Here is a 21643-nt window from a genome sequence, read left to right on the forward strand (position 1 = left end):
GGAAGGGAACCGGGACAAAACATAAAGTCAGACGCAGGAGGCTGCGCACGGTAATCGGAAACATGATCATGATGGCAAGCCACGTTACAGAGCATGCCCGTCAGTTGTTGATAGGTCTTGGCCGAAGTAATGTATGGCGGCATGCTTTTGCGGAGGTATATACAGCTTTCGCAGATTTCCAATTGTAAAATCGTCCTACGAGGTAACCATATGAAAAACCAAGGGGAAAGTATGCCATTTTTTAAGGTTTTCCAGTATTCCTAACTGTCATTTAGAGCCAAAATCAATCATCATTCATTAAAATACTGTCTTTGAAGGACAATTTATCAAGAGTAAGCCAATCAGATTTAGGATTGGCTTCATAAAACAACCAATTTCACGGATTCAGGAATATATCTATGTCACGAATCTTACTCCCCAAATTATGGTATTCTTTTAGGGCTTCCTCTCGCTCTTTCCGCTCCTTTTCACTGTCAAAGGAAAGTATATACTGTCTATCTCTCTCTGCCTCTAGCTTTTTGAGTTCTTCTCCAAAATTATCTAAAAAGGTTGCAACAGCCAATCGAACCGTACTATTCCACTCGATAGAATGATATAGCGTTTCAATATTCACATCTGGAAGGGCTAAGACTACTTCTTCCAGTTTCCTTAAATAATCTCTTTTATTGCTTCGGTATAACAGTTCGCTTATCTCATCAAGGAGAACTGTCTTCTTCGCATTAAGATATTCTGCTGCTCTTTGATCATGAATGAATAAGGAAAGTTCATCCATAAATATAGTTCCAACATTGAAGTCACGGTTATAGCGTTCTCCAAGTTCATCTAACATATAACTTGTGTGAGTTGCAAACCATTCCTTCTGAATCGTATGATTTCCAAAATAGTATAAACCAAGGTAAGGATATTTGTTCCTTATGAGATCGAGAACTGTTGTATCCGTAACGAGTTGCACATCTATATTCGCTTTTATTAAACATTCTACTGCATTTACATATTGTTTCGCCGTGGATGTAATTGCCTTATTGCAAAAAAGATATACAAGATCAACAACTCCATCTTTACCTGTATAGTATTCCACTATCTTTTCTGCAGAATGTTTTATCTGTTCATAATGCACATCCTGATCAAAAAATTTTGCCTGAAAACCAATCCATCGCTTGTTCGTTTCATCATAAATAGGTTCTGTTTCCAATCCATGATTATTCGGATTAGCATGGAGATACCTGAACTGCTTATTTCCAGAAAGATTCTCATTAGCAAATAACTGACGACACAAGTCTTCGAACTTAAACCGAATCCCACGTATATCATGATTATATGTAGCAAAGCTTTCCCAGTTTATTTGCATTTCAATTCCCTCATCCTTCATATAGTAAACCAATATCACTGTATCCCAAATTTGAGCCTATTCTTTTTACTGATATTGGCATATATTGTCCAATCTGCAATTATTATACCATAAATTTTAAATATTTCAAACCCCCTGAAATACCGATAAATTCAGAAAAGTTCAAAATATAAAGCGGCTCAAAACCTCCAAAATATGCCCTAATTAGTAACAAATTAGTATCACACTTTTTCGGTCACGGAATCACCCAAAGAAAGGCAAATCCAGCGGTTGCGCCCCTTTTCCCCGGACTTCAAAAGTCCCCACTTCCCGATTTTCCCGGTGCTGCTGATCTGCCCGTCAGCTTCATCAACAATGGTAAAAACCCCCTTGCCCGTGAAGCCGTCCTTCTGGTAGTTCGTTCCTGCGCCCTTGCGGATATACAGATCAGGGATTTTCACCCGCACCTTGTAAGGGAATTTTGCCGGGGCTTCCGGCTCTGCCGCTGTCCCGGTGATCTTGCCCAGAATGTTCAGGATTTTTTCACCGTACTTTGCGCCAGCCGCCCAGCCTTTCCCTTGCGGGTTCTCCTGAATCCCCAGCCACTCCACAAATTCAGCCGAACCACGGGAAACATATTTGAAGCGGGGATCAATGCACCCGTTCACCAGTGGATTGGAATTTGCATAGGCTTTCAGGTGCTGAATCTGCGCCCTGATCCCAAGCTGCGGGGTATCAAAGGAATTTCCTTTCATGCCATTGGAAGTAACACCCATCCCGCAAAAATTATTCTGATCCAGCGTGACCGCCGAACCGCCGAAAGCAAAATTCCCGGTTTCAAGGCAAGATTGGGCAAAAGCCACATCCCCCCTGATCCCTTCCGCTCTGCCCTCTGAAAGATAAAACGGGATCATGTCAATCACGGACTGCGGCACGGAAGGATTGACCGCCCGGATATAAGCCCGCATCTGTTCCACCGTTGCAGCCGCTTCCCCGGCGATTCTGGTAAGCCTAGCCGTCCCCCCGCTGTTCAGAAGATTGTTCACTTCTGCGGCGATCTGCCCGTGTCTGGAATACAGATATTCCCCCGGACAAGCCTTGTTTTTAAACCAGCGGTGAACGGTCATGTTCTGCCGCTCCACTTTCCCGATCAGGGACTTGTCACCTTCCCAAAGCAAAGCCCTGATCCCGTTCCGCTTGCAAATATCAGCGCAAAGGGCAATCAGGGAAGCCCACACTTTCCCGTTTACCGCATAGGGGGCGGCTTTATCACAAGCACATTCGATAGTAACCGCCCGGTTGTCATTCGCCTTGCTGGACGAACACCAAGACCGATCCCCTTCATCCACGATCAGGGCGATCCTTCCATCAGCCCCGATCATGTAGTTGCATGATGAATTGGATTTCTGGAACCATGCGCCCGCCGATTCAACCGAAGCCTGCCCAACGTAACAATGAATTGTTATCGTGTCAATGGGATGGTTGCGGGGGCTGTTCCTGAACGGGGAAATTCTGGTGTAGGAAACTAAAGGTGAATTGCTCATATTATTCTTCCTCGCTTTCCGCTTTCTTTTTCAGCACTTCAATAGCCTTTGTAATGACTGCCGGAATGGGAATCCCCATCAGCCCCGCATTTTCAATAATGCTGATGGTTTCATTCGCAACGAAAGCGATCACAACGGCATCCCGGATGAAGTTAGAACCCATCATCAGATCAAGGCGGCAAGCCACCAGAACCACCAGCAAGGTAACACCTTTCCGGCAAAGACCTTTCCACCCGGCACGGCTTTCCAGCGTCCCGTTCTCCGTCTTTTCGCTGGTATGGAAAACCCCGGCAACGATCAGCCCGGTCACATAATCAACCCCCATGAAAATCAGAAGGGTGACAAGGGCGGCATCCCACCCGCCGAAAAGGGAAGCGATCACACTCCCGGCACATCCAAGCAACGATAAAATTTTAGCTTTCATTCTTTTTACCTCTCTTTCTGCTTTTGGACACGCAAAAGCCCCCATTCAGGGCTTCATATAAGCCCATATAGGGGGTTTATTGTGTCGTTCATAGATTTCCTTACCCTATGACCTTATTCAGCCAGTTCCGGGCAATCCAGATCAGCCAGCACCGCCTTGACCTGATCCTTGATTCTGTCAGGGACTTCCGCAAAGGATTTCTTGCCCTTGACAATCAGTGTCGCATAAACAACAGCCATTTCTTCCACTTCCTTCCTGAATAAAATTTTTATGATTAGATTGGTAATCAATCCGCATCACCCGCCGCCAGTTCAGGGAATCCCTTTTCCGTCAGGATTGCCCGCACATCATCCCGGATTTTTTCAGGGACTTCTTCAATCTGCTTCTGCCCCTTGATAATCAGATTAGCATATACCGCCGCCATATTCTCACCCCTTCCTTATCCCATCAATTCATACACTTCACACAATGCAAGCTGCGTGTCCGTGATCTGCTGCTGGATCGCTGCGCTTTCGGTTGCCTGCTTCAAAATGAACTCGTCTTTGTCGTACTGGATCATGTTGAACTCATACCCAACGAACTCATTTTCTTCACCGACATTTTCAGAAACTTCCTGAATGTCGGTGTGCTGCCAAACGCTGAAATCATCAATAACAACTGATTTAGGCTTGACACAACTTCTCACCCTTCCATAGTCCTTCATTTCCTTTACCGCCTTTCTTTTTGACAACAAAATAATAGTATCTGTCTGCATCCGGCAAGATAGGGACAAGGTATTTCTTTTGCAAGCGGTAACTGTCACAATGTTTCAACCATCCCTTGTATGAATTGATTGAACACCATTCAGAATAGTTCATCATCTGACCACGTTCCACTTTCTTCCCGATCTCCACCATTTTATCCTTGAACTTTGTGCAACTGCTTTTTCTCAACAGCGTATAGTTCAAGAATGTTCGATAGCCCACAAAATCAACACCACGCACATAGGACGGGAACACTTGCCAGTTCCCTTTTATCATAACCTTCAATTCCATCCTGAAATATTCAGCTATGTCTTTTCTTAACTGGTGAAGTTCTTCTTTGCTGCTACCGAAAATAACAATATCATCCATGTAACGGAAATAGTGTTTCACCCGCTTTTCTTCTTTGATCCAGTGATCGAAAGAGGACAGATAGAAATTGCCGCAATACTGCGACAGGTAATTTCCAATCGGAATCCCGGTTTCTGAATCAAAATCTTCATCCAGCAACCATATATCCCGCATATTCTCAATGTTTGCGGTTGAAATACTGTCTATGATTTCATCCAATAACCAAAGCAATTCATCATCCTTGAAAAGCCGCCTGAACTTTGCTTTCAGAATATCGTGGTTTATGGACGGATAATATTTCCGAACATCCAGCTTCAAGCAATACTGACAGTTTGGAACATCCGTCCACATAGCCTTTTGAACATCATGCAAAGCCTTGTGAATCCCTCTTTCCGGTATTGCTGAATAGGTGTTCGGGATCATGTTCCGCAACAAGTACGGTTCAATCACTTGCAGAATCGCCCATTGACAAATACGATCCGGGAAGTAGGGCAGCTTGAAAATCTCCCGTTCCTTTCCGTTCTCTCGCTTGATGAATTTTTCGTAAGCAGAAGTTTTGTAAGTATGGTTTACAAGCATCTCCTGAAGCCGCTTCAAATAGGTTTCCGAATCTGCGTCAACTTGTTTTACTTCTTCATACCAACCTTTTCCTTTCTTTGCGTTCTGGTGCGCTTTTCGTAGGTTATCTATATCATAAATCTTTGAATATAGATTTCCGAATCGCTTCATGTTTGGATATTCCTTTTGTATGCACTACAAGCAGAATGTTCAAGAATTGAAATAAACTTTTCAAAACTTACTAATGCCGCCCGCTTTCTTTTTAACTTCCCTTTCCGGGGCTGTCTGTCTTGCCATGTGGCACGGTCTTTCAGGAATACAGAATTTCATTTCAGCCCCGCCCGTTGCTGCCGGACGGGGCTTGTGCATTTACTAACTGCCTGCTGATATTCCGATTACGATTAGAGGAAGCATTATTCAGATTCCAATAGAAAGTACCTGCATTAGCACTGTTATTCCATTTAGCACCTAATTTAGTAACCTTTTTGTGGCTTCTATTTGCATTGTCCCCGTGAATCGGTCTAAAACAACAATACTCCCTGAACTACCTATATTGAAAATTTCAAAATTTCATTGAACCTTATGCTGCCTTTTTGGTGGGTACATACACCAACCGCCCGCCGACATTCCGATAACGATTAGAGGAAGCATCACTCAGACTCCAATAGAAAGCACCCGCATGAGCACCGTCACTCCATATAGCACCCAATCTAGCAACCCTCCATCCGGCATACTGATTCCAAAAATAATCACCAACCGGAAGGGCAGAATTGCCAGCCTTTTCCGTGGGGATGAAAAGCCAGTCAAACGCTTCACTGTAGCCAAAGGCAGAAACATAACCGCCGCCATAGCAAGGGTAAATCCCAGTGTCAATATAAGGACTTGCCCCGGTATCATCAGCAAATCCATGATCCGCAACATAAAGTTTTCCGTGCTGCCCTTCATTCTCCGGTTTGTTGTTCCAAGTGGAAGGGTTGTTCTCATTCATGCCGTCAACCCAAGTCCAGATATTGCCCCAGAAGTTTTCTTCCCCACGATAGGAAACAATCTGAACCCCGTTAGCGTTGGTTACTGCCCCGGAAGCGTTACCCAAATTCACGGTTGCCCCGGTGATCTCCGTCATGGAACTTGCCCCGTCATCCGTCTTACTTACTGCGCCCATGCCAATAGCAGACTGCATATTGAAAGTGGCATACTCAATCAACATAAGCATCTGCGAAGCTGCCACCGTTGCAGCATAAGACTGTTCCCAGCCTGATCCCCTTTTCTGCGAAATCTTCCGGGTGTTTGCTCTTGTAAGGCTCTGCGTCAGCCCGGACATGGGTTTTGCATTTGCGATACTGGAAAGCATATCAGCGGCGAAGTCTGCCACTTGCGCATCATCCAGAATATAAACCCCTGCGGAAGCGTCATAAAGAGAACCTTCAAAGGCTGCAAGGTAAATGAAATCATTGATTCTTCCGCTTTCAACGAAAGCCGGATGAACCTTGAAGCCAGTGCGGGGTTCTTCACTCACATAGTACCGTGCTTTCCTGATATGGTGTCCGTGGTTTTCACCCTCTGTCACAATATCCGTAACCAGAGGAACAACCTTGTAATAAAATTTAGGCTGTTCAACCATCACCTGAACGGGTGTCCCGGCTGCATATGTTCCAGCATACTGTTCCCCTTCCGGGATCGTGACCGCCTTTGTCAGTTTTCCAGTGGTGGAGAAGTTACCGTCCCCATAGTACGCAACTACTTTTCCGTCATTGGTTACGTTACACCGCCGCCGTCCACCGAAACAATGAATTGAATCGAAACTTGCCCCCGGTGTTTTCCCGGCTGCTCCTGCAAGGCGGGTGAACTTGTTATTTTTGAAATCGACTTCCACCCCATAGATTTCATTATCGGTGAAGCCAACAAAAGCCTGCAAATCTGCGATCTGTTTTTCCAATTCCTGAATGTCCCCGATTGTGGCGACTGCTCCGGGGTTTACTTCCAGAGATACGTTTTCAGCGTTTCCAACGGTTGTAATGATAGTGATATAAGCTCCGGTCACTGTAATGCCGTTATACGGCGGCATATAAGCGTTTCCAGAGGTTTCTTTCGTCACGGCATACAGAACTTCACCCTCGTCAGGATCAAGGGCATACAAGCCCAATGTGCGGATGTAGTACCCGGCTGTTAAGTCTGTATTGCTTAAAGCCGTTTGAACTTCAATCGCCACTTTATTAGTCCGGGTGATCTTTGAAATAAGTGTTGTCTGCCGGACTTCATCAAGGGAATCAATCTCCTGCAATCCGCTTTCCTCATACTCTTTACTGGAAGCCGCTATTTTGGTGAACTCAATACTTCCTTCCCCTGCGATCATTTTCGCAATCAATGCCTGCCCTTTGTTGGTGATAACCAACTTTGAAAATTCTGCCATTCTTTTTCCATCCTTTCATTTTTTCAATTTATTTCAATGTGTTCAACCGTGACAATCCCAGAACCAACTGAACCATTACCGGATATGTCAAACTGTTCATTGAAATCTTCTGTTATAACAACACTCACGGTATTTGTAGCGGCTGCACCGTGAACCGCCGAACCTCTCACAACCACGCTTTCCCGGCTGTCATTGGTAATAATATAAGCGGCTGCATATGAAAGCCCGCCGCCAAAATCTGCACTTCCTGAAATCGTGTCCTTCCGTTTTTCATCATTGGTTATCATCCACTTTTCAGATTCAGAAACACCGCTTCCGATCAGGATATTTCCTTCAATGGTTTTATTCTCCTGCCAGTCATTGGTTATCAGGTAGGAATTGACAAAGCACACACCGCCGATTGCCAACGCAACACCTTCCGCTCTCATGGGTATGCTGTTCCTTGCGTCCATCTCCATATTGCACGGAAGCATTGTTTCAATGATCCGTTCCAATTCTTCCACTTGCCCGAATAATTCAAGGTGAACATCCAGATCAATCCGGTAAAAATCAAATTGCTTTGTGATAGTGAAATCATCTTCACCACACAAAGCAATCAATTTTTGAATCAACATTCGCCATGTATAGGGTAGGCTTGTGAACCATCTGGATTGAACCCTTGATCTTCTGCTTTCCAGCGTATCATCACGGGATGGAAGAATGTGCAAGATTTTTTCAAACCTTGAAATTCCATATTCATCAGCCGTTGCGATAAACTCATTTTTTAAAGCCCGGTCAGCGGCTTTCCAGACAAGAACAAATTCCGGGTTTTCTGCTATCAGGGTTAGATTGGTTTCTTTGTACTCTCCCACAAAAGGGGGAAGGTAAGAAACAAGGTCAACTTCTCGAATCATCCGCTTACACCCCCAAGCACCGGAATTTCATATTTCCCTAAGTTCAGGTTATTCATTGAACCGTTGATTGAAGTATTTTGAACATCAACGATCCCCGGAACATTCAAGATACGAGTATCAATTTGACTGATTCTCACAATCAGATAGGAAGCATCAGCCCATTCCTTCCTAAGTTCCAGAAGGTAAGCGGAAATACCTTCTTCAATCGAAGTCTGCAAATTCCCCCATCCATACCCCGGTTCAAAGGTCAGGGTGGTTTTGACGGAAATTGCTATTGCTTTTGCGCTTTCCACCTTCACCACATGACCGATAGGGGCAAGTCCGTATCCGTCACCAGCGTTCACTTCCGGGTCAATGGTTGTCTGAACCGTTTGAACCAGTGCATCCGAAGCAACCCCGAACTCCGAATTGATGATTGTCAAAAGCACTGTTCCCCCGGTTGTCAGCTTCTTTTCTTTTGCGGCATGGAAAACAGAATCCAGCCAATACCGGACTTCCCCGGTAAGCGTTCCTTTAATGCCGTTGTACCACGTTTCAACGCTTTCTTTCGGTATCATGTCAGCCGGGGAAATGTCTGCGTTCCATACCCTTGTTACCTTTGTTCTTCCGACTCCCGGAATAGCATTGGTCTTTTCCAGATAATCAGCCCTATTCCCGCCGAAAGCATTTTCATCAAAGGAAGCAAAATATCTTTGCCGCAAATCTTCCGTTTCTTCTTCATCCTCTCCGGGGATAAGGATTTCAGTCAGTTCAGCGGTTTGCAGCCCCTTTATATATTCTATGGGTATCATTGAACCGAAAAACTGATTTCCGATTTTCCCGGTTGTTTCACATTCAACACGGTATTCTCCATCCGCAATCTTTCCGGTCACGATATAGTTTATATCACCGATATTGAACCGCTGCCCGGTCACATCAATGGTTGACGGGACAAACACCCCTTTCAATACCGCTTTTGTAGCTTCATGGGGGTATATTCCCCTTTCCTTGCAGCGCAAGATCAGGAACTCCCTTGAAGCTGAATCCCCATAGGCTTCTTTCAAAATCCCATCAAGTTCAAGATACAAAATTTGTAATTCAATGGCGGTGGGTGAATGGGTGTCCCAAATAAGCGAACCTTCCCGCTTATCGAATTTATCAGGAACACGGTCAAGCATCCTTTGAAGGATTACCTCATAAGTTATATTCTCATACATTAAAAATTCACCTCTCTTCCCGCCTGCACATCCCCGAAAATGGTATGCGCTATAAATGTTACATGAACAACGCCCTTCTGGGGGAAATCAAATTCAAAATTGTCAACGCTCCGAATCCGATCATCCCAAAGCAACGCTTCCGAAATGCGCCGCTTCAATTCAGGGCATACATAAGTTACGGGTTCACCGAAAAGGTCAAGAAGTTCAATCCCATAATTCCAGCTATACATGATGTACTGATAGCGTTCTGTCATTATGATTTTGTAAATAGCCTGCTTTACCGCTTCCAGACCGTCAGTATACCCACGGACAAGTTTTGTGTCCGTCTGCATCTTATATGTGAAACTCGGCTGTTCCTCAATTTCAAAATCTTTATCCAAAAAACCAACCGTTGAAGGAATCATCACTTACCCCCTATCCGGTCAATCACGATAAACTTTTGACCTTCCTGCTGCCTTATCAGTATCACTTCATCACCGACTTCAAGGGCATTGTGCATCAGGAAATTCTTTTGCCCTACAATCCCGTGAAGGTGGGGCGGCGGGGCGGTTGTTTTTCCGTCAGAGGAAAGAACCCCTATTTCCGTATTCCATTGAACGGTTACGGTTGTCATATAGTCGGTGACATTCCTTGTAAGAATAAGCTGCGATTCACCAAGAACCATTTTTTGTTCCACGTTGATTTTCAGGGGTGCAACACTTACCACTTCCCCAAAGTACACGTTGACGGGCTTTGAAGATTCCCGTTCATCCCGTGCCGCCCTTTTCATAGCTTCCACTAATCCATTCGCATCAGCCAACAAACTCACCCCCTCTAAGCGTCAAATCCATCCAGTGTTCACTTTCTTTGTATGTGTGCTTGCAGCTTTCCACCAACATGAAGTTCCTTAATTTCATATCACCCAAATCAAGGTTCACAACAATCATGCTGCCAGCCCTCACCCGGTTATCACCTAAAACATTGGTAAGTTTCAGATTGCGGGTTTTCTTGTTATACAGTTTCAGAAGTGCGTCAACTTTCGCCTGACCGTTTTCCCCTTTTTTCAGGGTATCGAAATACTGTAAAACACCCCATTTGTTGATATTGCTGGAATCCTGCGCAATATACACTTCCCTGAATCCGGTATCTTCATTGTCATAGGTCAGCTTAATTTTATTATAGGTGTTATCATCAATGGATGAAGTATAATCAAAGGTTTCACACGTTTCTTCATCCACCATGAAATAAGCCCCCGGCTTTCCCACCGCCATAGAAGAAAGGTGTTTCAGGGTCAGCTTTCCAAAATCATCATACAATACGAACATTTCCCCAGTGTTCTGTAAAGTCAGGTCAAGGGCATTTTGAATCATTTCAAAAAGGGAAGTATTTTCTTCAACTCTCGATTCAATGATATAATTTGTATTTTCCAGAACACCAACATTCAGGGCATAGTCAGCGGCAACCATCCGCAAGAATTGGTCTGCCGTCTTATTTTCGTAAACTATGGTATCTTTATTTTTCAGATACCTTAATTGGTCGTAAGCAGTAACGGTGATGATCTGTTCCTTTGCCCTCTGCTGCTTGAACACAAAGCCAAAGAACACTTCATCACCGTTTTCCTTTAACCTCACCGCACTACCTTCCGAAAAATCAAGAACATCATCCTTTAATACCTCGAAAGACAGCTTTCCGGGTGTGTTCTTCCGTTCCGTTGTCCACTCTATACCCTCTTTTACTGCCGGAAGATAGGCTTTTGTTCCAAGTTCATTCCCAATCAATAATTCAACGCTCATTTGAACACACCCCCTTTCTAAGCTGCCGGGATTGTCAGGACTTGCCCCGGATAAATCAAGTTAGGGTTTCCCCCGATCACGCTTTTGTTTGCATTGTAAATAATTGAATACTTTGAACCGTTACCGTAAAATTTTTTAGCTATGTTCCAAAGGCAATCCCCCTTCACTACCGTGTAAGTCTGCGCTGCTGCCGGGGCGGGTGAAGTGGTTGCTTCCCGCTGCGGCTCAACGCTTGCTTTCGGTTTCTCCATGTTGAAAGAAATGTTCACCGTCTTTGTCCCGTAGTCCCGCCATTGTTTCAGTTTTATCTTTACCAGAACATCAAACCCGTTTTTTGCATCCTCTGTAATTTTGTAATCTTCCATAGATACCTTTATGTTGGTGTCGAAAAGTCTTTTTCCGGTCGGTCGTTTCCTGCATACAATGAACTGGAAGGGCTTCTTACTCGTTTTCAGGCTTTCAAAGTAGTCCAGAAAATAGTCAGCACCTTTGAACCCTGACTTGTAAACGGCAAAGGGATATTTTTCTTGTGGTATTCTGCACTCAAATTCAATATCCGTTAATTCTGCCTTTTTCAGAATGTTTATTTCTCCCTCGTTTATCAGGGTGACGGTTTCATTTGCATTGTTAATCTTTACTGAAAGTTTTGGGGGTGCTACTGGTAACAAGCATTTATTCAGGTAAAAATCATATCCGTTTTGCGCCATTAGTCATGCACCCCTTCCGTTGAAATGTCAATCGCTTCATTCACCATATCGGTCATACCGGACATGATACCATCCAAATCCATACCGTTTTTAATGGTGTTATGGTTCGTCTGTTCAATGCTGATTTCTGCGGTTGTGAATCGGTTGATTGCTTCCTGCTCCGCAATATCCCGAAGGTATTTCAGTTCTTCCCCGGTTATGTCCATAGCGTCAGCCATAGCCCCGGTATTCCCCGCAATATCATCAACACCGCTTCCGATCCCCCCGGCTGTCAATGCGCTTGCGTAATCGTCAGCGGATGGAATGTCAGTAGTGCCGAAAAGGGATGAAGGATCGAAATTGGATATGCTTTCATCAATCCCTTCCCCGAAGGAATACCCGGCATCCCAAGCCGCCCCATACTCGAACCGTTCCAAGTGCAAGCTGGAAGCGTCCATTTTCGCCATGATTTCCTCGCCCTGCCCGAAGGTTTCATCAACCCACCCGCCAAGGGAATCCCGCCACCCGGCAACCGCTCCGGCAAGGTTTGAACCGAAAATTGTATCAATAGCGGAAGCCAGAGATTCCAGCAATCCAAGAATACAGTCCACCAGATCAAAAAACAACCGGGCAATCGCACCCACCGGATCATTGAACACGTTCCCGAAAAAGTTAGCAAAGGCGGCTATAAAATTCCAGAGTACCACGAAAATATCAATCACAAAGTTAATCAGGGTGACAAACAGATTTCCGATAAATGCCGCCGCCACCATGAACACCCCGCAAATAATACCCGTTGCGGAAACGGAAGTCCCGGCAAATTTATTCACCGCCGCCACCGCCGCATAAAACAAAGCAATCAGGGCGATAATCAAAACGATTATCCAGACGATAGGGCAAGCGTACATAGCGGCATTAAGTCCGTTCTGCGCCGCAATCTCTGCCGCCGTTGCCGCCGTCAATGCTCCGGTTGCTGCTGCATGAATCCCTTCCCATACTGCCATAACACCTTTAGCCGCTGCGGAAGCAAGTTCTAAACCTTTGGTAATCGCAAGATAAGTACCATATACCGCCAATGCCCCTATAATGCCGTAAATGATAGGGCTGATCCAGCCCCAGTTATCAATGACAGCTTGTGCAAAATTGATAGCACCTTCCATCAGCCAAGACATGAAACCAAGCATATATTCAAGACCAACAGTAATATTGTCTAAGACGGTTTGAATCGTCCCCCAGTTTTCGGTTATCGCATCCACGAACAAAAGCACATAAGGATAAAGCTGCCCGCCTATGACCTCTTTCATATCACCCCAAGTATTTGTCATTTGGATGATTTTTCCTTCCGGGGTGTTACTCATGCTTTCGTACAGCCCCGCCCACGCTTCATCAATGACTTGCGTGATGGCTGCTGCCGCCTGCATATCCTCGGACATATCAACGTATTCTTCACCCAAAGCAGCAACGATCTGTTCCCTTGTGGCTTCCCCTTCAATGATTGCTTTTTGTGCATCAGAAAATTCAAAGCCCTTTTTCGTCATAGCATCATACGAACCGGACATGATCTTTCCTAAGTTCGTCGCATAGTCCACCATTCCAGTAGAATCTATCGCACCGCCCCCGGTCATACCCATAGCATAATTTGAAAGAGTGTCCATCATCATTTCAATGGCATCCGTATCAGTAAAGTAGGTGGAAAATTCCGCTGCGGCTGCAATCATGGCTTCATCACCATAAATTCCCCGCCCCTGAATCTCGCTTGCCTTTGCTGTGATCTGATCGTAAGCTGCGGTCAATGCCCTTGTTTCAGCCGTGACCGGGACAACAATTTCATCAATCCCGGCTTGAATAGCGTTGATTTCATCAATCGCCGCCGTGGTGTCTGCGGCAACCTCGACTTCAAACTGTGCAACATATTCTTCATCCAGCATATTAGCCAATACACTGATAAGCTGCGTTTCTGCGTTCAACTGCGTGTTAAATGCCGCCGTGCAATCCTCGATCCAGTCTTTCGCTTTTTTAAGTCCAGCTATTCCAGCAAAAGCCCCGACTGCACTAGCAATCATATTTTTCAGGTCTGCCGCACTGTCTGTACTTTCTTCAATCTCCCTTCTGAACCGCCCTTGTTCATCCACGTTATCCCGGATGTGCCTTTCAGTCCCGCCTATGATCTGCGATAACCGAAGATAGGCTTCATTTGCCGCCTGAATGTCCATATCTTCAACCGCACGGTTCATCAATTCTTGTTCCTGCACCGCCTGATTAAGCTGCGCCCGTAACTGTTCCAGTTCAGCGTTTGCTGCATCTGTCCCCATGTTCACAGGATTGTTTTCTATTGCCTGAATCCTCTCCTGAATGGCTTGCAAGCGGTTTTGCATCCCGTTCATGTCCGTTACCATGTTAGGCGGGAAAAGGTTGGTTTGTGCCGCTCTTGCGGCAATCTGCGTTTGTGTCTGGTTCAAAGTGTTCAACATATTGTTTGCACTCTGAACTTCCATTTCAAAGCGTTCAACCCCGCTATTGGTGAACACATCCAGATTGTTTGACTGCCATTCAATAGGGACTTCCACCGGGGCGGGTTGATCTACAAGCGGGTCAGGGGAAGAAGGTTCAACGGGAAGAATCACGGGGGCGGGGTTTACACCAGCGTCAGGGGCATCCACATTCTGCATAGCCGCATCCAATTCCTGCGCCGCAAGTGTAGCCTGATTAAGCTGATCCCGTATTCCCTGAATCGCCGCCGTGTCAATCGGCTCATTCATCACTGATTGCATCTGTTCCATTGTGGATACAGACATATTCACCGCATTTATGACATTCATCAGAATGTTGGTAAAATTATCCTGCAATTCGATAGATGATCTTATGCTTCCCATGTTATCACCGTCCTTTCTTCCCTTTTTTCGCCTTGCGTTTCATTTCCTTTTCTTTTTCCTTGTCGTTCTTCATTTTTACCTTGATTGCAGCCACAACAAAGGCTTTTTCAGGTTCATCCAATGCAAGAAAGACGGAAGGCAAAATGTGTAATTTCAGAAGGGCAAAGTAAGCAAAATTTGCTTCCCAATCCCCTTCTTCAATTAGTTTTTTGCTTCATCCACCTTATCATTGAACGATACGTTGAACCCCTGAAATTTCTGGACAAAGGAAAGCAGATCATTGTATTCGCCGGGATCGTCAACCATAGCAAGCAGAAGTTCCTCCGGGGTTGTTACACCATAGGAATCCTGCAATTCCTTGTCATACAGATCAGGCACGACAACGGAAGCGGCAACCATCTTCTGCATATACTTGCTGGACTGCACCTTTGGACGGAACATATTGGGCTTGCCAGTGACCGGGACTTCAATGGTGCAATCGTCCCGCAACCCGTCATTCTCTTTTGAAGTGATGTGCCGGAACTCCCATTCAAGGGGCTTGCCGTTTTCATCACAAAGGGATCTTGTCGGCGCATAGAACCCGTTCTTTTTCTCGATCTTGTTAGACTTCATAAATTTGCTAAATTTGGACATTTTGACATTCTCCTTTATATTTTATCGTTGACACTGAAAAACCCCTTATATGGGCTTATATGAAAGCCACATAAGGGGTTTTAAGCCTGCTTAATTGGTGAGAAAACCTTCCAAGTCCTTGAACGCTTCCGGCATCTTGAAATCCTCGAAGGTGAAATCCATATCTTCATCCAGATATTCCCCGTCAGCGTCAAACTTTGCCAGAATACCGCCGTCAATATTACAATCCATCAGAATCATAGTCTGCCGCCCTGCTGCGGAAGTCTTATCCTCATTGGAAATCTGGATTTCAAAATAAATATCTTCCCCGGTGTCCTTATACTGGATCATCATCTGCCGGAAGATGGAAGTGTTGTAATGGAAGGTTGCCGAACCCGTACCTTTCCACCCGGAAGCCTTATTCCCTTTTCCGGTCTTTCCCAGAATGGGGACTTCCGTTTTGTTCTTCTCAAATTTTGCTTCAAGGTTGATCGCCTGCATAAAATTATAGCGACGTGTTCCAATCGTGATGAAGCACTCTGCCAAAGCCGCAAATACGGTATCTTTGGCTTTCATTACTACGTTACCATTCATTCTATTTCACCCCTTCCTTATGCCACCGTAACGGTCATGTACAGCTTGCCCATAGCGTTCACAACGGTTACAAGGTCAGTCACAACAACAGATTTCTTTGTGTCGCCCTGATCCACCTTCACATCAGCATCAGAGAAATTCTCAATCGCCCGGATGTCCTGAAGCTGCTCATGGTGCTTGACAATATCAGACCAAAGAGAAATTCTCCCCGGCGCATCATTCGGAACAACACCAAGGTACTTTGTATTGAAAAGCACAGCAATATCATTACCGATCTGGTCGATTACCCGGATTGTCTGATTATCCTTAAAAATATCCCCCATTGTGTCAAAAGTTGTCACCATTGTGTTAATATCTTCCAGCACACGAACATCAGTCCCCACTTTATGAAACGTGAACTTGCCTGCCTTAATTGCCGCTTTAAGCTGGTTCTGCGTGTGCGGGGTTTCAACGGTGAAATCCCCGTCATACTTCCGGTTCTGATTGCTCTTATTGACCGCACAGCCAGCGGAAGCACCAGTCACCCAGTAAACAAGGCTTGCTTCACTCCAACCTTCATCAAGGGGTTTGTTGTTCACACTGATAATACCCATGAAATCAGCTTTCACATAATCGTAAAGGACAAGCTGGAACTTCACACCCATTTCATCACGCAACCGCTTATTGTAAGCAGCATACAGTGATTTTGTGGTGTCGTCCGTCACAACTACCCCCATAGTGTTGAAAGCGAAGGATTCAGCCTTATCAAGATAAGCCTGATGATCCGCACCGCTTACTTCTCCATTCTCTCCCCCAGTCAGGGGAATTGCAGCAGCGATTTCCAACGTGATCCCGGATTTCCATTTCAGGAACTTGTTATCTGCCAGATCGTCACCCTTTGCAACAGTCTGTTCATCAACTATATCCGTTCCTAAGAGGGTTTTCACATCAAAAAAGGATTCATCATCAGCGTTCACCTGAACCGCAATTTTCAGATCATTCCCACGCACCCCAGAATAGAGGGCTTCTGCAAGGTCATTACTTGCTTTCTTGCCGTTACCGTTCAGGCGATACGCATAAAAAGTCTGTGTGTTCAGGAACAAATCCCGAAGCCCTTTCAGTTTGTCATTGGTGTACTCATATCCGAAAATCTCCGTGCTGTTCTTCTGGAAATCTCCGTTTGTCACTTCAAAGATTTCCCCTTCCTTCCCCCAATCCAATTCAAGAGGCATGGTTGCAATCCCCCTTTCGGAAAGGGTTGCGGTTGCAGCAGCTTTGGAAACGAAATTGATATAAGTACCCGGCAATTCCTTATTCTGCACTAAAAAAGTGCCGCCACCTAAAGCCATTCTTATTTCACCTTACCTTTCATATAGCTTGTGATCTTTTCTTCCACGGCTTTCACCGTGTACAGTTCCCCAGTAGCAAGAAGGGCTTCCAGAATATCCCTTCTTTCCCGGAAGCGGTTTGAAGCAATCAACTGTTCTTTTGAAAATTTATTTTCAACTTTCCCAGTGACCGCCTGATCCGCTTCCGGTGTTTTCTTTTTTCCCGCCATTTCATCACCTATCCTTTCACATGGGTTTCAGAAGAAACTTCTTCCATAACCGGGACGGATTCAGCCACTTTGTAAACAAACAGATCATAATTCACAAAAAAGTGAAGAATACCGTCAACCACTTCATACTTCCTTTTTGTACCCATCACCAGATCACCGCTAACATCCAGATATTCCAGACAAGAAAGAAGCCGTTCACCAACGGCATAACATTCTTGTTTCCCGTGCATCTTATCTTCCGGGAAATACTGAATACAAAACTGGTTCTGCCTGAAATACCGCTTCCAGAAAAACAGTTCTTCCGTGGGGTTCAAACATTGGATAAAAAAACAAGGCTCTTTCAAGCCCTGCCTTTTTTCTTCCCTATGAATTTTATATTTATCACCAAATTCAGCATTAAGCGTAATGCTGATTGATTCAATTATGGAATTTATCATTTCATGCACCCCGCTAAATACTTTTTGATTTTGGTTTCCAGTACATTAGGGGCAATTTCCTGAATCTCCTGCTCTGAAATCGTAAGCATGAACCGCCCTTGAACCCATCCTTCATGATCTGCCGTCCTATGCCCAAATTCAACATAGGAAGCATATTCAACCGGGTTCACAATCTCAATCACAAGGAAGCCCCCGTAATGGTTTATTTTCAGGCTGTCAACATAACCCTTTGCCCCGCTGGTTTTCAGACCTTCCGAACCAGAACCGGATTGTTGGGAAGTCCAGCCCCTTCTTAACGTACCACCTTTCTTACCTGAACTTTTCGGATAGTCCCCTACTGGTGTGCGCTTTATGACTTTTGCCAGTAGGCGGGCAGCTAATTCTTTGGCACACCCTTCCACAAAGGCATCCACATCCCCGGCTTGAATTTTGTTCAACTGTTTTTGAAGTTTTTTCAAGTCGGAAGCGGTAAACTTCCCCATCTTCCCCATTAAGCCCACCCCCTGAACGATTCAAGGGTGATTTCTTGATGGGTGGAATATATGGCTGGTATACCGCTTGCGGAATATTCGTCCGTTACCCCGTTTTGGGTGACAACGATTTTTGAATTACTACTTACCACAATTTCCGGGGCAAGGAACAATTTCACCCCCTGCGCCTGAACTGCTGCGGTTTCAGTTTGAACGACACTGTTCAACTTTTCAAAGGACAACTTGCAAGGCTGATTTTCAATCACGGCAATTTCTTCTTCACTTGACAGTTTGGTTTTTTCGTCTGTTACCTCATGGTATTCATAGATGGTACATAACCCCTCATATGTGGCTTCCTGCGCCCGTCTTGCCGCCTTTCTTGCGGCTTCCATAGCTTTTACCATCTAAGCCGCCTATAACATGAAAATTCATCCCGTCCGTGTGTCAGAAGATAGTTCAGGAAGTTGTTTAACCTCTGTTCAGGGGTCAAAGTTCCTTCCCCGGTTGCAAATACCGTGTTGGTGTCACCCTCTTGTATCTGCTTCACCGCAAAATCCAAATCAAGCCCTGCAATATCATCCGGTGAGAAAGTTTTCTTTGCCGTCAAGAACTCACCGATTGCCATATCAATAGCAATATTCATCAGCCCGTCAGGTATGGAAGGTACGTTGCAATCATTTTTTATGGTGTTCTCAACCTTCTGGATGGAGAAAGTCAAAATGACTTCATCCCCATCCTTCAGGGCATACCCCAGCGATTCAAGCCTTTCCTTTACCCTTTCCAGCATAGCATCACCCTTTCTTATCCACGGGAGATAATACGGGCAATCGGAATAGCCTTGTGATTGATCGTTTTCTTATCCCCGTTACTTACCAGCGCCCAATTCTTGCCGTTTTTCAATTCTGCATCCGTGGGGCTGTTCGTTTTCTGCACCGCTTTCAGGTAGGAAATGCCCGCCACGCTCACAGCGTTGCGCCTGCGGGAAATAAGGGTATCTTCCCCGCCTTTGGTTTTTGCGTCACGCACCATTTCATACGGCACTTTCGCCCCAACGGGTTCAAAACCGATAGCACCCTCGCCCAGAACATAGGTAGTATAGATGGAAACCTCGCCGCCAGTTTCACCCACAGTTTTCACTTCAACGGGCATGGAATCATCAATTATCACCAGTCGCCCGTTCCACGTTCCCATACCAAGATCACGTTCAATCCCCTGCGCATCCGTATATTTCAGGTATGCCAGAAGTTTCAGGTTTTCAAGGTTAGTGGCAACGGAAGAATGACAGATCACAAGGCTGAATCTCTGCTTATTATCGCCGGAAGCCTTCTGGATCGCCACATTCAGCGAAGTAGCACCCACACACATATCTTCCGTGGTTGCAACATCAGCGTCACTCTGGGAAATATCATAGGTGTGCTTATCCACAAATTCAGCGTTTGCCTTCTTGACTTCTCCCGTCCCGGTTTCAGCCATAGCAAAAACACCTTCAAGGATAGCCAGCAAAGTACCCTGATCCACATCATTCCAGTAGCGGTTGATCTGGTTTCTTACGTTTGCCATGAAATCAACCCCGCCCGTCACATCATAGGAAAAATCGGCTTCTGTCCAGCCCATCATGCGCCCATAGGTGAAAACACCCTGTTCAAAGGTGTCTGTCCTCTCTGCGGTCAGGTCGGTTTCACCGTCATAGTTCAGCGCATCCCCGCCGATCAGCCCGAAGAAGGGGAGAACTGCATAAACTGTTCCGGTCTGGGAATTGGTGACGAAAGTTTCCCTCAAACGCTGGTCGGAAACAATCGCTTTTGATTCTTTCAGCTTATTCAGCTTTACATTCGGAACAGCAGACATATACTTTCCAAATGCCTTTTCATTAAAAGTCTTTGCGTCAAATTTTGCCATTTTTCAATCATCCTTTCTTTTCTGAAATGTTATACCGCATCCGGGTTACTCTCGATAAATGCAGCCAATTCCTCATAGGTCATTTTGGACATATCAACATCCGTTCCCGGCTTGTTATCACCGGAAGCCCCCGGCTGGAATCCCTTGAAGTTGTTCTTCTGCTGCACATTGAACAGATAAGCATCCGACTTCTGAACCGCCTTGATCTGATCGTCCCATCCGGTCAGCTTCCCATCTTCTCCCAACTTCACCTTTGAAACATCAATCAGGGCTTTCACCGCTTTGCCGTTCTTTGCTCCGGCAGCAGTCAGGGCGGCATCAATAGCATTATCCAGCTTCAACTGCGCCAGTTCTGCCTTGTGCGCCTTTTCCTGATCTGCGTTCTGCTTCTTCATGTCCTCGATCTGCTTTTTCAGTTCCTCATTGTCCCCGGCAGACGCTTTCAGCGTTTCAAGCTGCTTGTCACGCTCCGCAACCTGTGCTTTCAGCGTCTTACTTTCCTCAACTGCTTCATCATGCTTTGATTTCTCCACATACCCTTTCAGTTCTTCCAGCGAAGCCTTTTCAGCTTTCGCCGCCAGTTCCTCACTGATACCAAGGGCAACAAATTCAGCTTTCTTCATTTCTTTTCCCATCCTTTCATTGATTTACTATTTAACCCATAGTTGGGAGATAAACCGGATCACCTATCCTTCCACCCTGACCTTCTCCCGGCAATTCGGACATATGATTTCACCTTCATATTCGTTCATTCCCGTTTGAACTGTTTTCACATCCTCTTTTTCGTATTCAAGGAAACTTTCACAAACTCCGCAAGTTACCCGCCGTTTGTTCCCATACCGGATTACTTTCACCATCCCCATCACCCCCTTCCTTTTGCTGGAACATGATCCCTTCCGGCATTGTCCATAAGTTCAACAAAGAACTGTAAAACTTTCTTGTGTCGATTTTCAAAATATATGGTTCATCCATGACTTTCCCTTTCCTGAAAATGGGCATGAAAAAAGCACCCTTGAAAGTTTATTTTCAAAAGTGCTTATTTCTTGCGCTGCCTTTCTTTTTCGTAATACTCACATTCCCCGGTATTATGCTGCACTTCCGGGGGCTTGCTCTGCGGGTACGGGAAAATTTCGCAACTGCTTTTCTTCCAGCCATCTTCTTCACTACACGGTATTTTCTTATCGCCCATCCTGAAATAGTCCTTATACCGGAAAACGCAATCCCGGCATTGATCGGCAACCAGCCATGTACCGTTCATAGGCTGTTCAAAGTTTGGTGAATGTTGCTCTTTGTCCATTCAATCACCTTCTTTCATGCTCA

27 protein-coding genes and 1 pseudogene are annotated in these 21643 nt (G+C 45.3%); 1 reads left to right on the forward strand and 27 read right to left on the reverse strand.

The genetic code is table 11. The annotated features are described in order from the left end of the window. Window positions 1–188: pseudogene (locus NFS31_RS19265) on the forward strand (IS1380 family transposase); the annotation flags it as partial. Between the two features lie 188 nt (window positions 189–376). Here the strand turns inward: NFS31_RS19265 and NFS31_RS19270 are convergent. The 27 genes from NFS31_RS19270 to NFS31_RS19400 all read right to left on the reverse strand — a co-directional run bounded on the left by NFS31_RS19270 (window position 377) and on the right by NFS31_RS19400 (window position 21620). After that, window positions 377–1381, reverse strand: coding sequence for a hypothetical protein (locus NFS31_RS19270; RefSeq protein ID WP_251498801.1), 1005 nt, complete (start codon window positions 1379–1381; stop codon window positions 377–379). Between the two features lie 188 nt (window positions 1382–1569). Next, the gene (locus NFS31_RS19275; RefSeq protein WP_251498804.1) at window positions 1570–2871 is read right to left on the reverse strand and encodes an N-acetylmuramoyl-L-alanine amidase; all 1302 of its coding nucleotides are present in this window, start codon (window positions 2869–2871) and stop codon (window positions 1570–1572) included. Between the two features lies 1 nt (window position 2872). After that, the gene (locus tag NFS31_RS19280) at window positions 2873–3295 is read right to left on the reverse strand and encodes a phage holin family protein (RefSeq protein ID WP_251498806.1); all 423 of its coding nucleotides are present in this window, start codon (window positions 3293–3295) and stop codon (window positions 2873–2875) included. Window positions 3296–3408: 113 nt separating this feature from the next. After that, a complete protein-coding gene (locus NFS31_RS19285) occupies window positions 3409–3534 on the reverse strand; it encodes a CD1375 family protein (RefSeq protein ID WP_331482769.1) in 126 nt (41 codons plus the stop codon). A gap of 47 nt (window positions 3535–3581) precedes the next feature. Continuing rightward, window positions 3582–3719, reverse strand: a complete 138-nt coding sequence (locus NFS31_RS19290) for a CD1375 family protein (RefSeq protein ID WP_251498811.1) — start codon at window positions 3717–3719, stop codon at window positions 3582–3584. A 15-nt stretch (window positions 3720–3734) separates the two neighbouring features. Continuing rightward, window positions 3735–3998 carry a hypothetical protein gene (locus NFS31_RS19295; RefSeq protein WP_251498814.1) on the reverse strand — a complete coding sequence of 88 codons (264 nt, stop codon included), beginning with the start codon at window positions 3996–3998 and terminating at the stop codon, window positions 3735–3737. Continuing rightward, window positions 3958–5115 carry an RNA-directed DNA polymerase gene (locus NFS31_RS19300; protein ID WP_251498817.1) on the reverse strand — a complete coding sequence of 386 codons (1158 nt, stop codon included), beginning with the start codon at window positions 5113–5115 and terminating at the stop codon, window positions 3958–3960. Before NFS31_RS19300 ends, NFS31_RS19295 begins: the two co-directional genes overlap by 41 nt. A 409-nt stretch (window positions 5116–5524) precedes the next feature. After that, window positions 5525–7354 (reverse strand): phage tail protein, encoded by a 1830-nt coding sequence (locus tag NFS31_RS19305; RefSeq protein WP_251498819.1) that lies wholly within the window; start codon window positions 7352–7354, stop codon window positions 5525–5527. Window positions 7355–7377: 23 nt separating this feature from the next. Then, entirely contained in the window at window positions 7378–8247 is an 870-nt protein-coding gene (locus NFS31_RS19310; protein WP_251498822.1) for a putative phage tail protein, read from the reverse strand. Then, window positions 8244–9443 carry a baseplate J/gp47 family protein gene (locus tag NFS31_RS19315; protein ID WP_251498825.1) on the reverse strand — a complete coding sequence of 400 codons (1200 nt, stop codon included), beginning with the start codon at window positions 9441–9443 and terminating at the stop codon, window positions 8244–8246. The genes NFS31_RS19310 and NFS31_RS19315 overlap by 4 nt, the downstream gene beginning before the upstream one ends. Beyond that, complete coding sequence (locus tag NFS31_RS19320) at window positions 9443–9847, reverse strand: DUF2634 domain-containing protein (RefSeq protein WP_251498827.1); 405 nt, start codon at window positions 9845–9847, stop codon at window positions 9443–9445. Before NFS31_RS19320 ends, NFS31_RS19315 begins: the two co-directional genes overlap by 1 nt. Further along, complete coding sequence (locus NFS31_RS19325) at window positions 9847–10251, reverse strand: DUF2577 domain-containing protein (RefSeq protein WP_251498830.1); 405 nt, start codon at window positions 10249–10251, stop codon at window positions 9847–9849. The genes NFS31_RS19320 and NFS31_RS19325 overlap by 1 nt, the downstream gene beginning before the upstream one ends. Continuing rightward, window positions 10235–11215, reverse strand: coding sequence for an XkdQ/YqbQ family protein (locus NFS31_RS19330; RefSeq protein WP_251498832.1), 981 nt, complete (start codon window positions 11213–11215; stop codon window positions 10235–10237). The genes NFS31_RS19325 and NFS31_RS19330 overlap by 17 nt, the downstream gene beginning before the upstream one ends. Window positions 11216–11232: 17 nt before the next feature. After that, window positions 11233–11922 carry a LysM peptidoglycan-binding domain-containing protein gene (locus tag NFS31_RS19335; RefSeq protein ID WP_251498834.1) on the reverse strand — a complete coding sequence of 230 codons (690 nt, stop codon included), beginning with the start codon at window positions 11920–11922 and terminating at the stop codon, window positions 11233–11235. Beyond that, on the reverse strand, window positions 11922–14774 hold the full coding sequence (locus NFS31_RS19340) for a phage tail tape measure protein (protein ID WP_251498836.1): 2853 nt from the start codon (window positions 14772–14774) through the stop codon (window positions 11922–11924). The genes NFS31_RS19335 and NFS31_RS19340 overlap by 1 nt, the downstream gene beginning before the upstream one ends. Before the next feature lie 201 nt (window positions 14775–14975). Then, window positions 14976–15407, reverse strand: a complete 432-nt coding sequence (locus tag NFS31_RS19345; RefSeq protein WP_251498838.1) for a phage tail assembly chaperone — start codon at window positions 15405–15407, stop codon at window positions 14976–14978. Between the two features lie 90 nt (window positions 15408–15497). After that, complete coding sequence (locus NFS31_RS19350; RefSeq protein ID WP_251498840.1) at window positions 15498–15980, reverse strand: phage tail tube protein; 483 nt, start codon at window positions 15978–15980, stop codon at window positions 15498–15500. Window positions 15981–15997: 17 nt separating this feature from the next. Further along, window positions 15998–17308 (reverse strand): phage tail sheath family protein, encoded by a 1311-nt coding sequence (locus tag NFS31_RS19355; protein ID WP_251498842.1) that lies wholly within the window; start codon window positions 17306–17308, stop codon window positions 15998–16000. A 2-nt stretch (window positions 17309–17310) separates the two neighbouring features. Further along, entirely contained in the window at window positions 17311–17517 is a 207-nt protein-coding gene (locus tag NFS31_RS19360; protein ID WP_251498845.1) for a hypothetical protein, read from the reverse strand. An 8-nt stretch (window positions 17518–17525) separates the two neighbouring features. Then, window positions 17526–17954: a phage tail terminator family protein gene (locus NFS31_RS19365; protein ID WP_251498941.1), complete on the reverse strand. Its 429-nt coding sequence runs from the start codon at window positions 17952–17954 to the stop codon at window positions 17526–17528. Continuing rightward, window positions 17951–18445, reverse strand: coding sequence for an HK97 gp10 family phage protein (locus tag NFS31_RS19370; RefSeq protein WP_251498848.1), 495 nt, complete (start codon window positions 18443–18445; stop codon window positions 17951–17953). Before NFS31_RS19370 ends, NFS31_RS19365 begins: the two co-directional genes overlap by 4 nt. Next, window positions 18445–18828 carry a hypothetical protein gene (locus NFS31_RS19375; RefSeq protein ID WP_251498851.1) on the reverse strand — a complete coding sequence of 128 codons (384 nt, stop codon included), beginning with the start codon at window positions 18826–18828 and terminating at the stop codon, window positions 18445–18447. Before NFS31_RS19375 ends, NFS31_RS19370 begins: the two co-directional genes overlap by 1 nt. Next, window positions 18822–19211 carry a head-tail connector protein gene (locus NFS31_RS19380; protein WP_251498854.1) on the reverse strand — a complete coding sequence of 130 codons (390 nt, stop codon included), beginning with the start codon at window positions 19209–19211 and terminating at the stop codon, window positions 18822–18824. Before NFS31_RS19380 ends, NFS31_RS19375 begins: the two co-directional genes overlap by 7 nt. Before the next feature lie 14 nt (window positions 19212–19225). Continuing rightward, window positions 19226–20323 carry a major capsid protein gene (locus tag NFS31_RS19385; RefSeq protein ID WP_251498857.1) on the reverse strand — a complete coding sequence of 366 codons (1098 nt, stop codon included), beginning with the start codon at window positions 20321–20323 and terminating at the stop codon, window positions 19226–19228. Between the two features lie 29 nt (window positions 20324–20352). Beyond that, window positions 20353–20946 (reverse strand): phage scaffolding protein, encoded by a 594-nt coding sequence (locus NFS31_RS19390; protein ID WP_251498860.1) that lies wholly within the window; start codon window positions 20944–20946, stop codon window positions 20353–20355. 178 nt (window positions 20947–21124) lie between these two features. Then, complete coding sequence (locus tag NFS31_RS19395) at window positions 21125–21295, reverse strand: hypothetical protein (RefSeq protein ID WP_251498862.1); 171 nt, start codon at window positions 21293–21295, stop codon at window positions 21125–21127. A gap of 64 nt (window positions 21296–21359) precedes the next feature. Then, window positions 21360–21620 (reverse strand): hypothetical protein, encoded by a 261-nt coding sequence (locus tag NFS31_RS19400; protein WP_251498865.1) that lies wholly within the window; start codon window positions 21618–21620, stop codon window positions 21360–21362. Between the last annotated feature and the right edge of the window lie 23 nt (window positions 21621–21643).

This window comes from Otoolea muris (assembly GCF_943193115.1).
Lineage (GTDB): Bacteria > Bacillota > Clostridia > Lachnospirales > Lachnospiraceae > Otoolea > Otoolea muris.

Excerpts from the sequence above, each read along its gene's own strand:
- NFS31_RS19380 (WP_251498854.1), bottom strand. The coding sequence starts at position 19,211 with ATGCTGGAAAGGGTAAAGGAAAGGCTTGAATCGCTGGGGTATGCCCTG.
- NFS31_RS19395 (WP_251498862.1), bottom strand. The coding sequence starts at position 21,295 with ATGGATGAACCATATATTTTGAAAATCGACACAAGAAAGTTTTACAGT.
- NFS31_RS19305 (WP_251498819.1), bottom strand. The coding sequence starts at position 7,354 with ATGGCAGAATTTTCAAAGTTGGTTATCACCAACAAAGGGCAGGCATTG.
- NFS31_RS19365 (WP_251498941.1), bottom strand. The coding sequence starts at position 17,954 with ATGATAAATTCCATAATTGAATCAATCAGCATTACGCTTAATGCTGAA.
- NFS31_RS19335 (WP_251498834.1), bottom strand. The coding sequence starts at position 11,922 with ATGGCGCAAAACGGATATGATTTTTACCTGAATAAATGCTTGTTACCA.
- NFS31_RS19295 (WP_251498814.1), bottom strand. The coding sequence starts at position 3,998 with ATGAAGGACTATGGAAGGGTGAGAAGTTGTGTCAAGCCTAAATCAGTT.
- NFS31_RS19400 (WP_251498865.1), bottom strand. The coding sequence starts at position 21,620 with ATGGACAAAGAGCAACATTCACCAAACTTTGAACAGCCTATGAACGGT.
- NFS31_RS19340 (WP_251498836.1), bottom strand. The coding sequence starts at position 14,774 with ATGGGAAGCATAAGATCATCTATCGAATTGCAGGATAATTTTACCAAC.
- NFS31_RS19385 (WP_251498857.1), bottom strand. The coding sequence starts at position 20,323 with ATGGCAAAATTTGACGCAAAGACTTTTAATGAAAAGGCATTTGGAAAG.
- NFS31_RS19315 (WP_251498825.1), bottom strand. The coding sequence starts at position 9,443 with ATGTATGAGAATATAACTTATGAGGTAATCCTTCAAAGGATGCTTGAC.
- NFS31_RS19345 (WP_251498838.1), bottom strand. The coding sequence starts at position 15,407 with ATGTCCAAATTTAGCAAATTTATGAAGTCTAACAAGATCGAGAAAAAG.
- NFS31_RS19355 (WP_251498842.1), bottom strand. The coding sequence starts at position 17,308 with ATGGCTTTAGGTGGCGGCACTTTTTTAGTGCAGAATAAGGAATTGCCG.
- NFS31_RS19375 (WP_251498851.1), bottom strand. The coding sequence starts at position 18,828 with ATGGTAAAAGCTATGGAAGCCGCAAGAAAGGCGGCAAGACGGGCGCAG.
- NFS31_RS19390 (WP_251498860.1), bottom strand. The coding sequence starts at position 20,946 with ATGAAGAAAGCTGAATTTGTTGCCCTTGGTATCAGTGAGGAACTGGCG.
- NFS31_RS19320 (WP_251498827.1), bottom strand. The coding sequence starts at position 9,847 with ATGATTCCTTCAACGGTTGGTTTTTTGGATAAAGATTTTGAAATTGAG.
- NFS31_RS19360 (WP_251498845.1), bottom strand. The coding sequence starts at position 17,517 with ATGGCGGGAAAAAAGAAAACACCGGAAGCGGATCAGGCGGTCACTGGG.
- NFS31_RS19280 (WP_251498806.1), bottom strand. The coding sequence starts at position 3,295 with ATGAAAGCTAAAATTTTATCGTTGCTTGGATGTGCCGGGAGTGTGATC.
- NFS31_RS19285 (WP_331482769.1), bottom strand. The coding sequence starts at position 3,534 with ATGGCTGTTGTTTATGCGACACTGATTGTCAAGGGCAAGAAATCCTTT.
- NFS31_RS19275 (WP_251498804.1), bottom strand. The coding sequence starts at position 2,871 with ATGAGCAATTCACCTTTAGTTTCCTACACCAGAATTTCCCCGTTCAGG.
- NFS31_RS19370 (WP_251498848.1), bottom strand. The coding sequence starts at position 18,445 with ATGGGGAAGATGGGGAAGTTTACCGCTTCCGACTTGAAAAAACTTCAA.
- NFS31_RS19330 (WP_251498832.1), bottom strand. The coding sequence starts at position 11,215 with ATGAGCGTTGAATTATTGATTGGGAATGAACTTGGAACAAAAGCCTAT.
- NFS31_RS19290 (WP_251498811.1), bottom strand. The coding sequence starts at position 3,719 with ATGGCGGCGGTATATGCTAATCTGATTATCAAGGGGCAGAAGCAGATT.
- NFS31_RS19300 (WP_251498817.1), bottom strand. The coding sequence starts at position 5,115 with ATGAAGCGATTCGGAAATCTATATTCAAAGATTTATGATATAGATAAC.
- NFS31_RS19310 (WP_251498822.1), bottom strand. The coding sequence starts at position 8,247 with ATGATTCGAGAAGTTGACCTTGTTTCTTACCTTCCCCCTTTTGTGGGA.
- NFS31_RS19350 (WP_251498840.1), bottom strand. The coding sequence starts at position 15,980 with ATGAATGGTAACGTAGTAATGAAAGCCAAAGATACCGTATTTGCGGCT.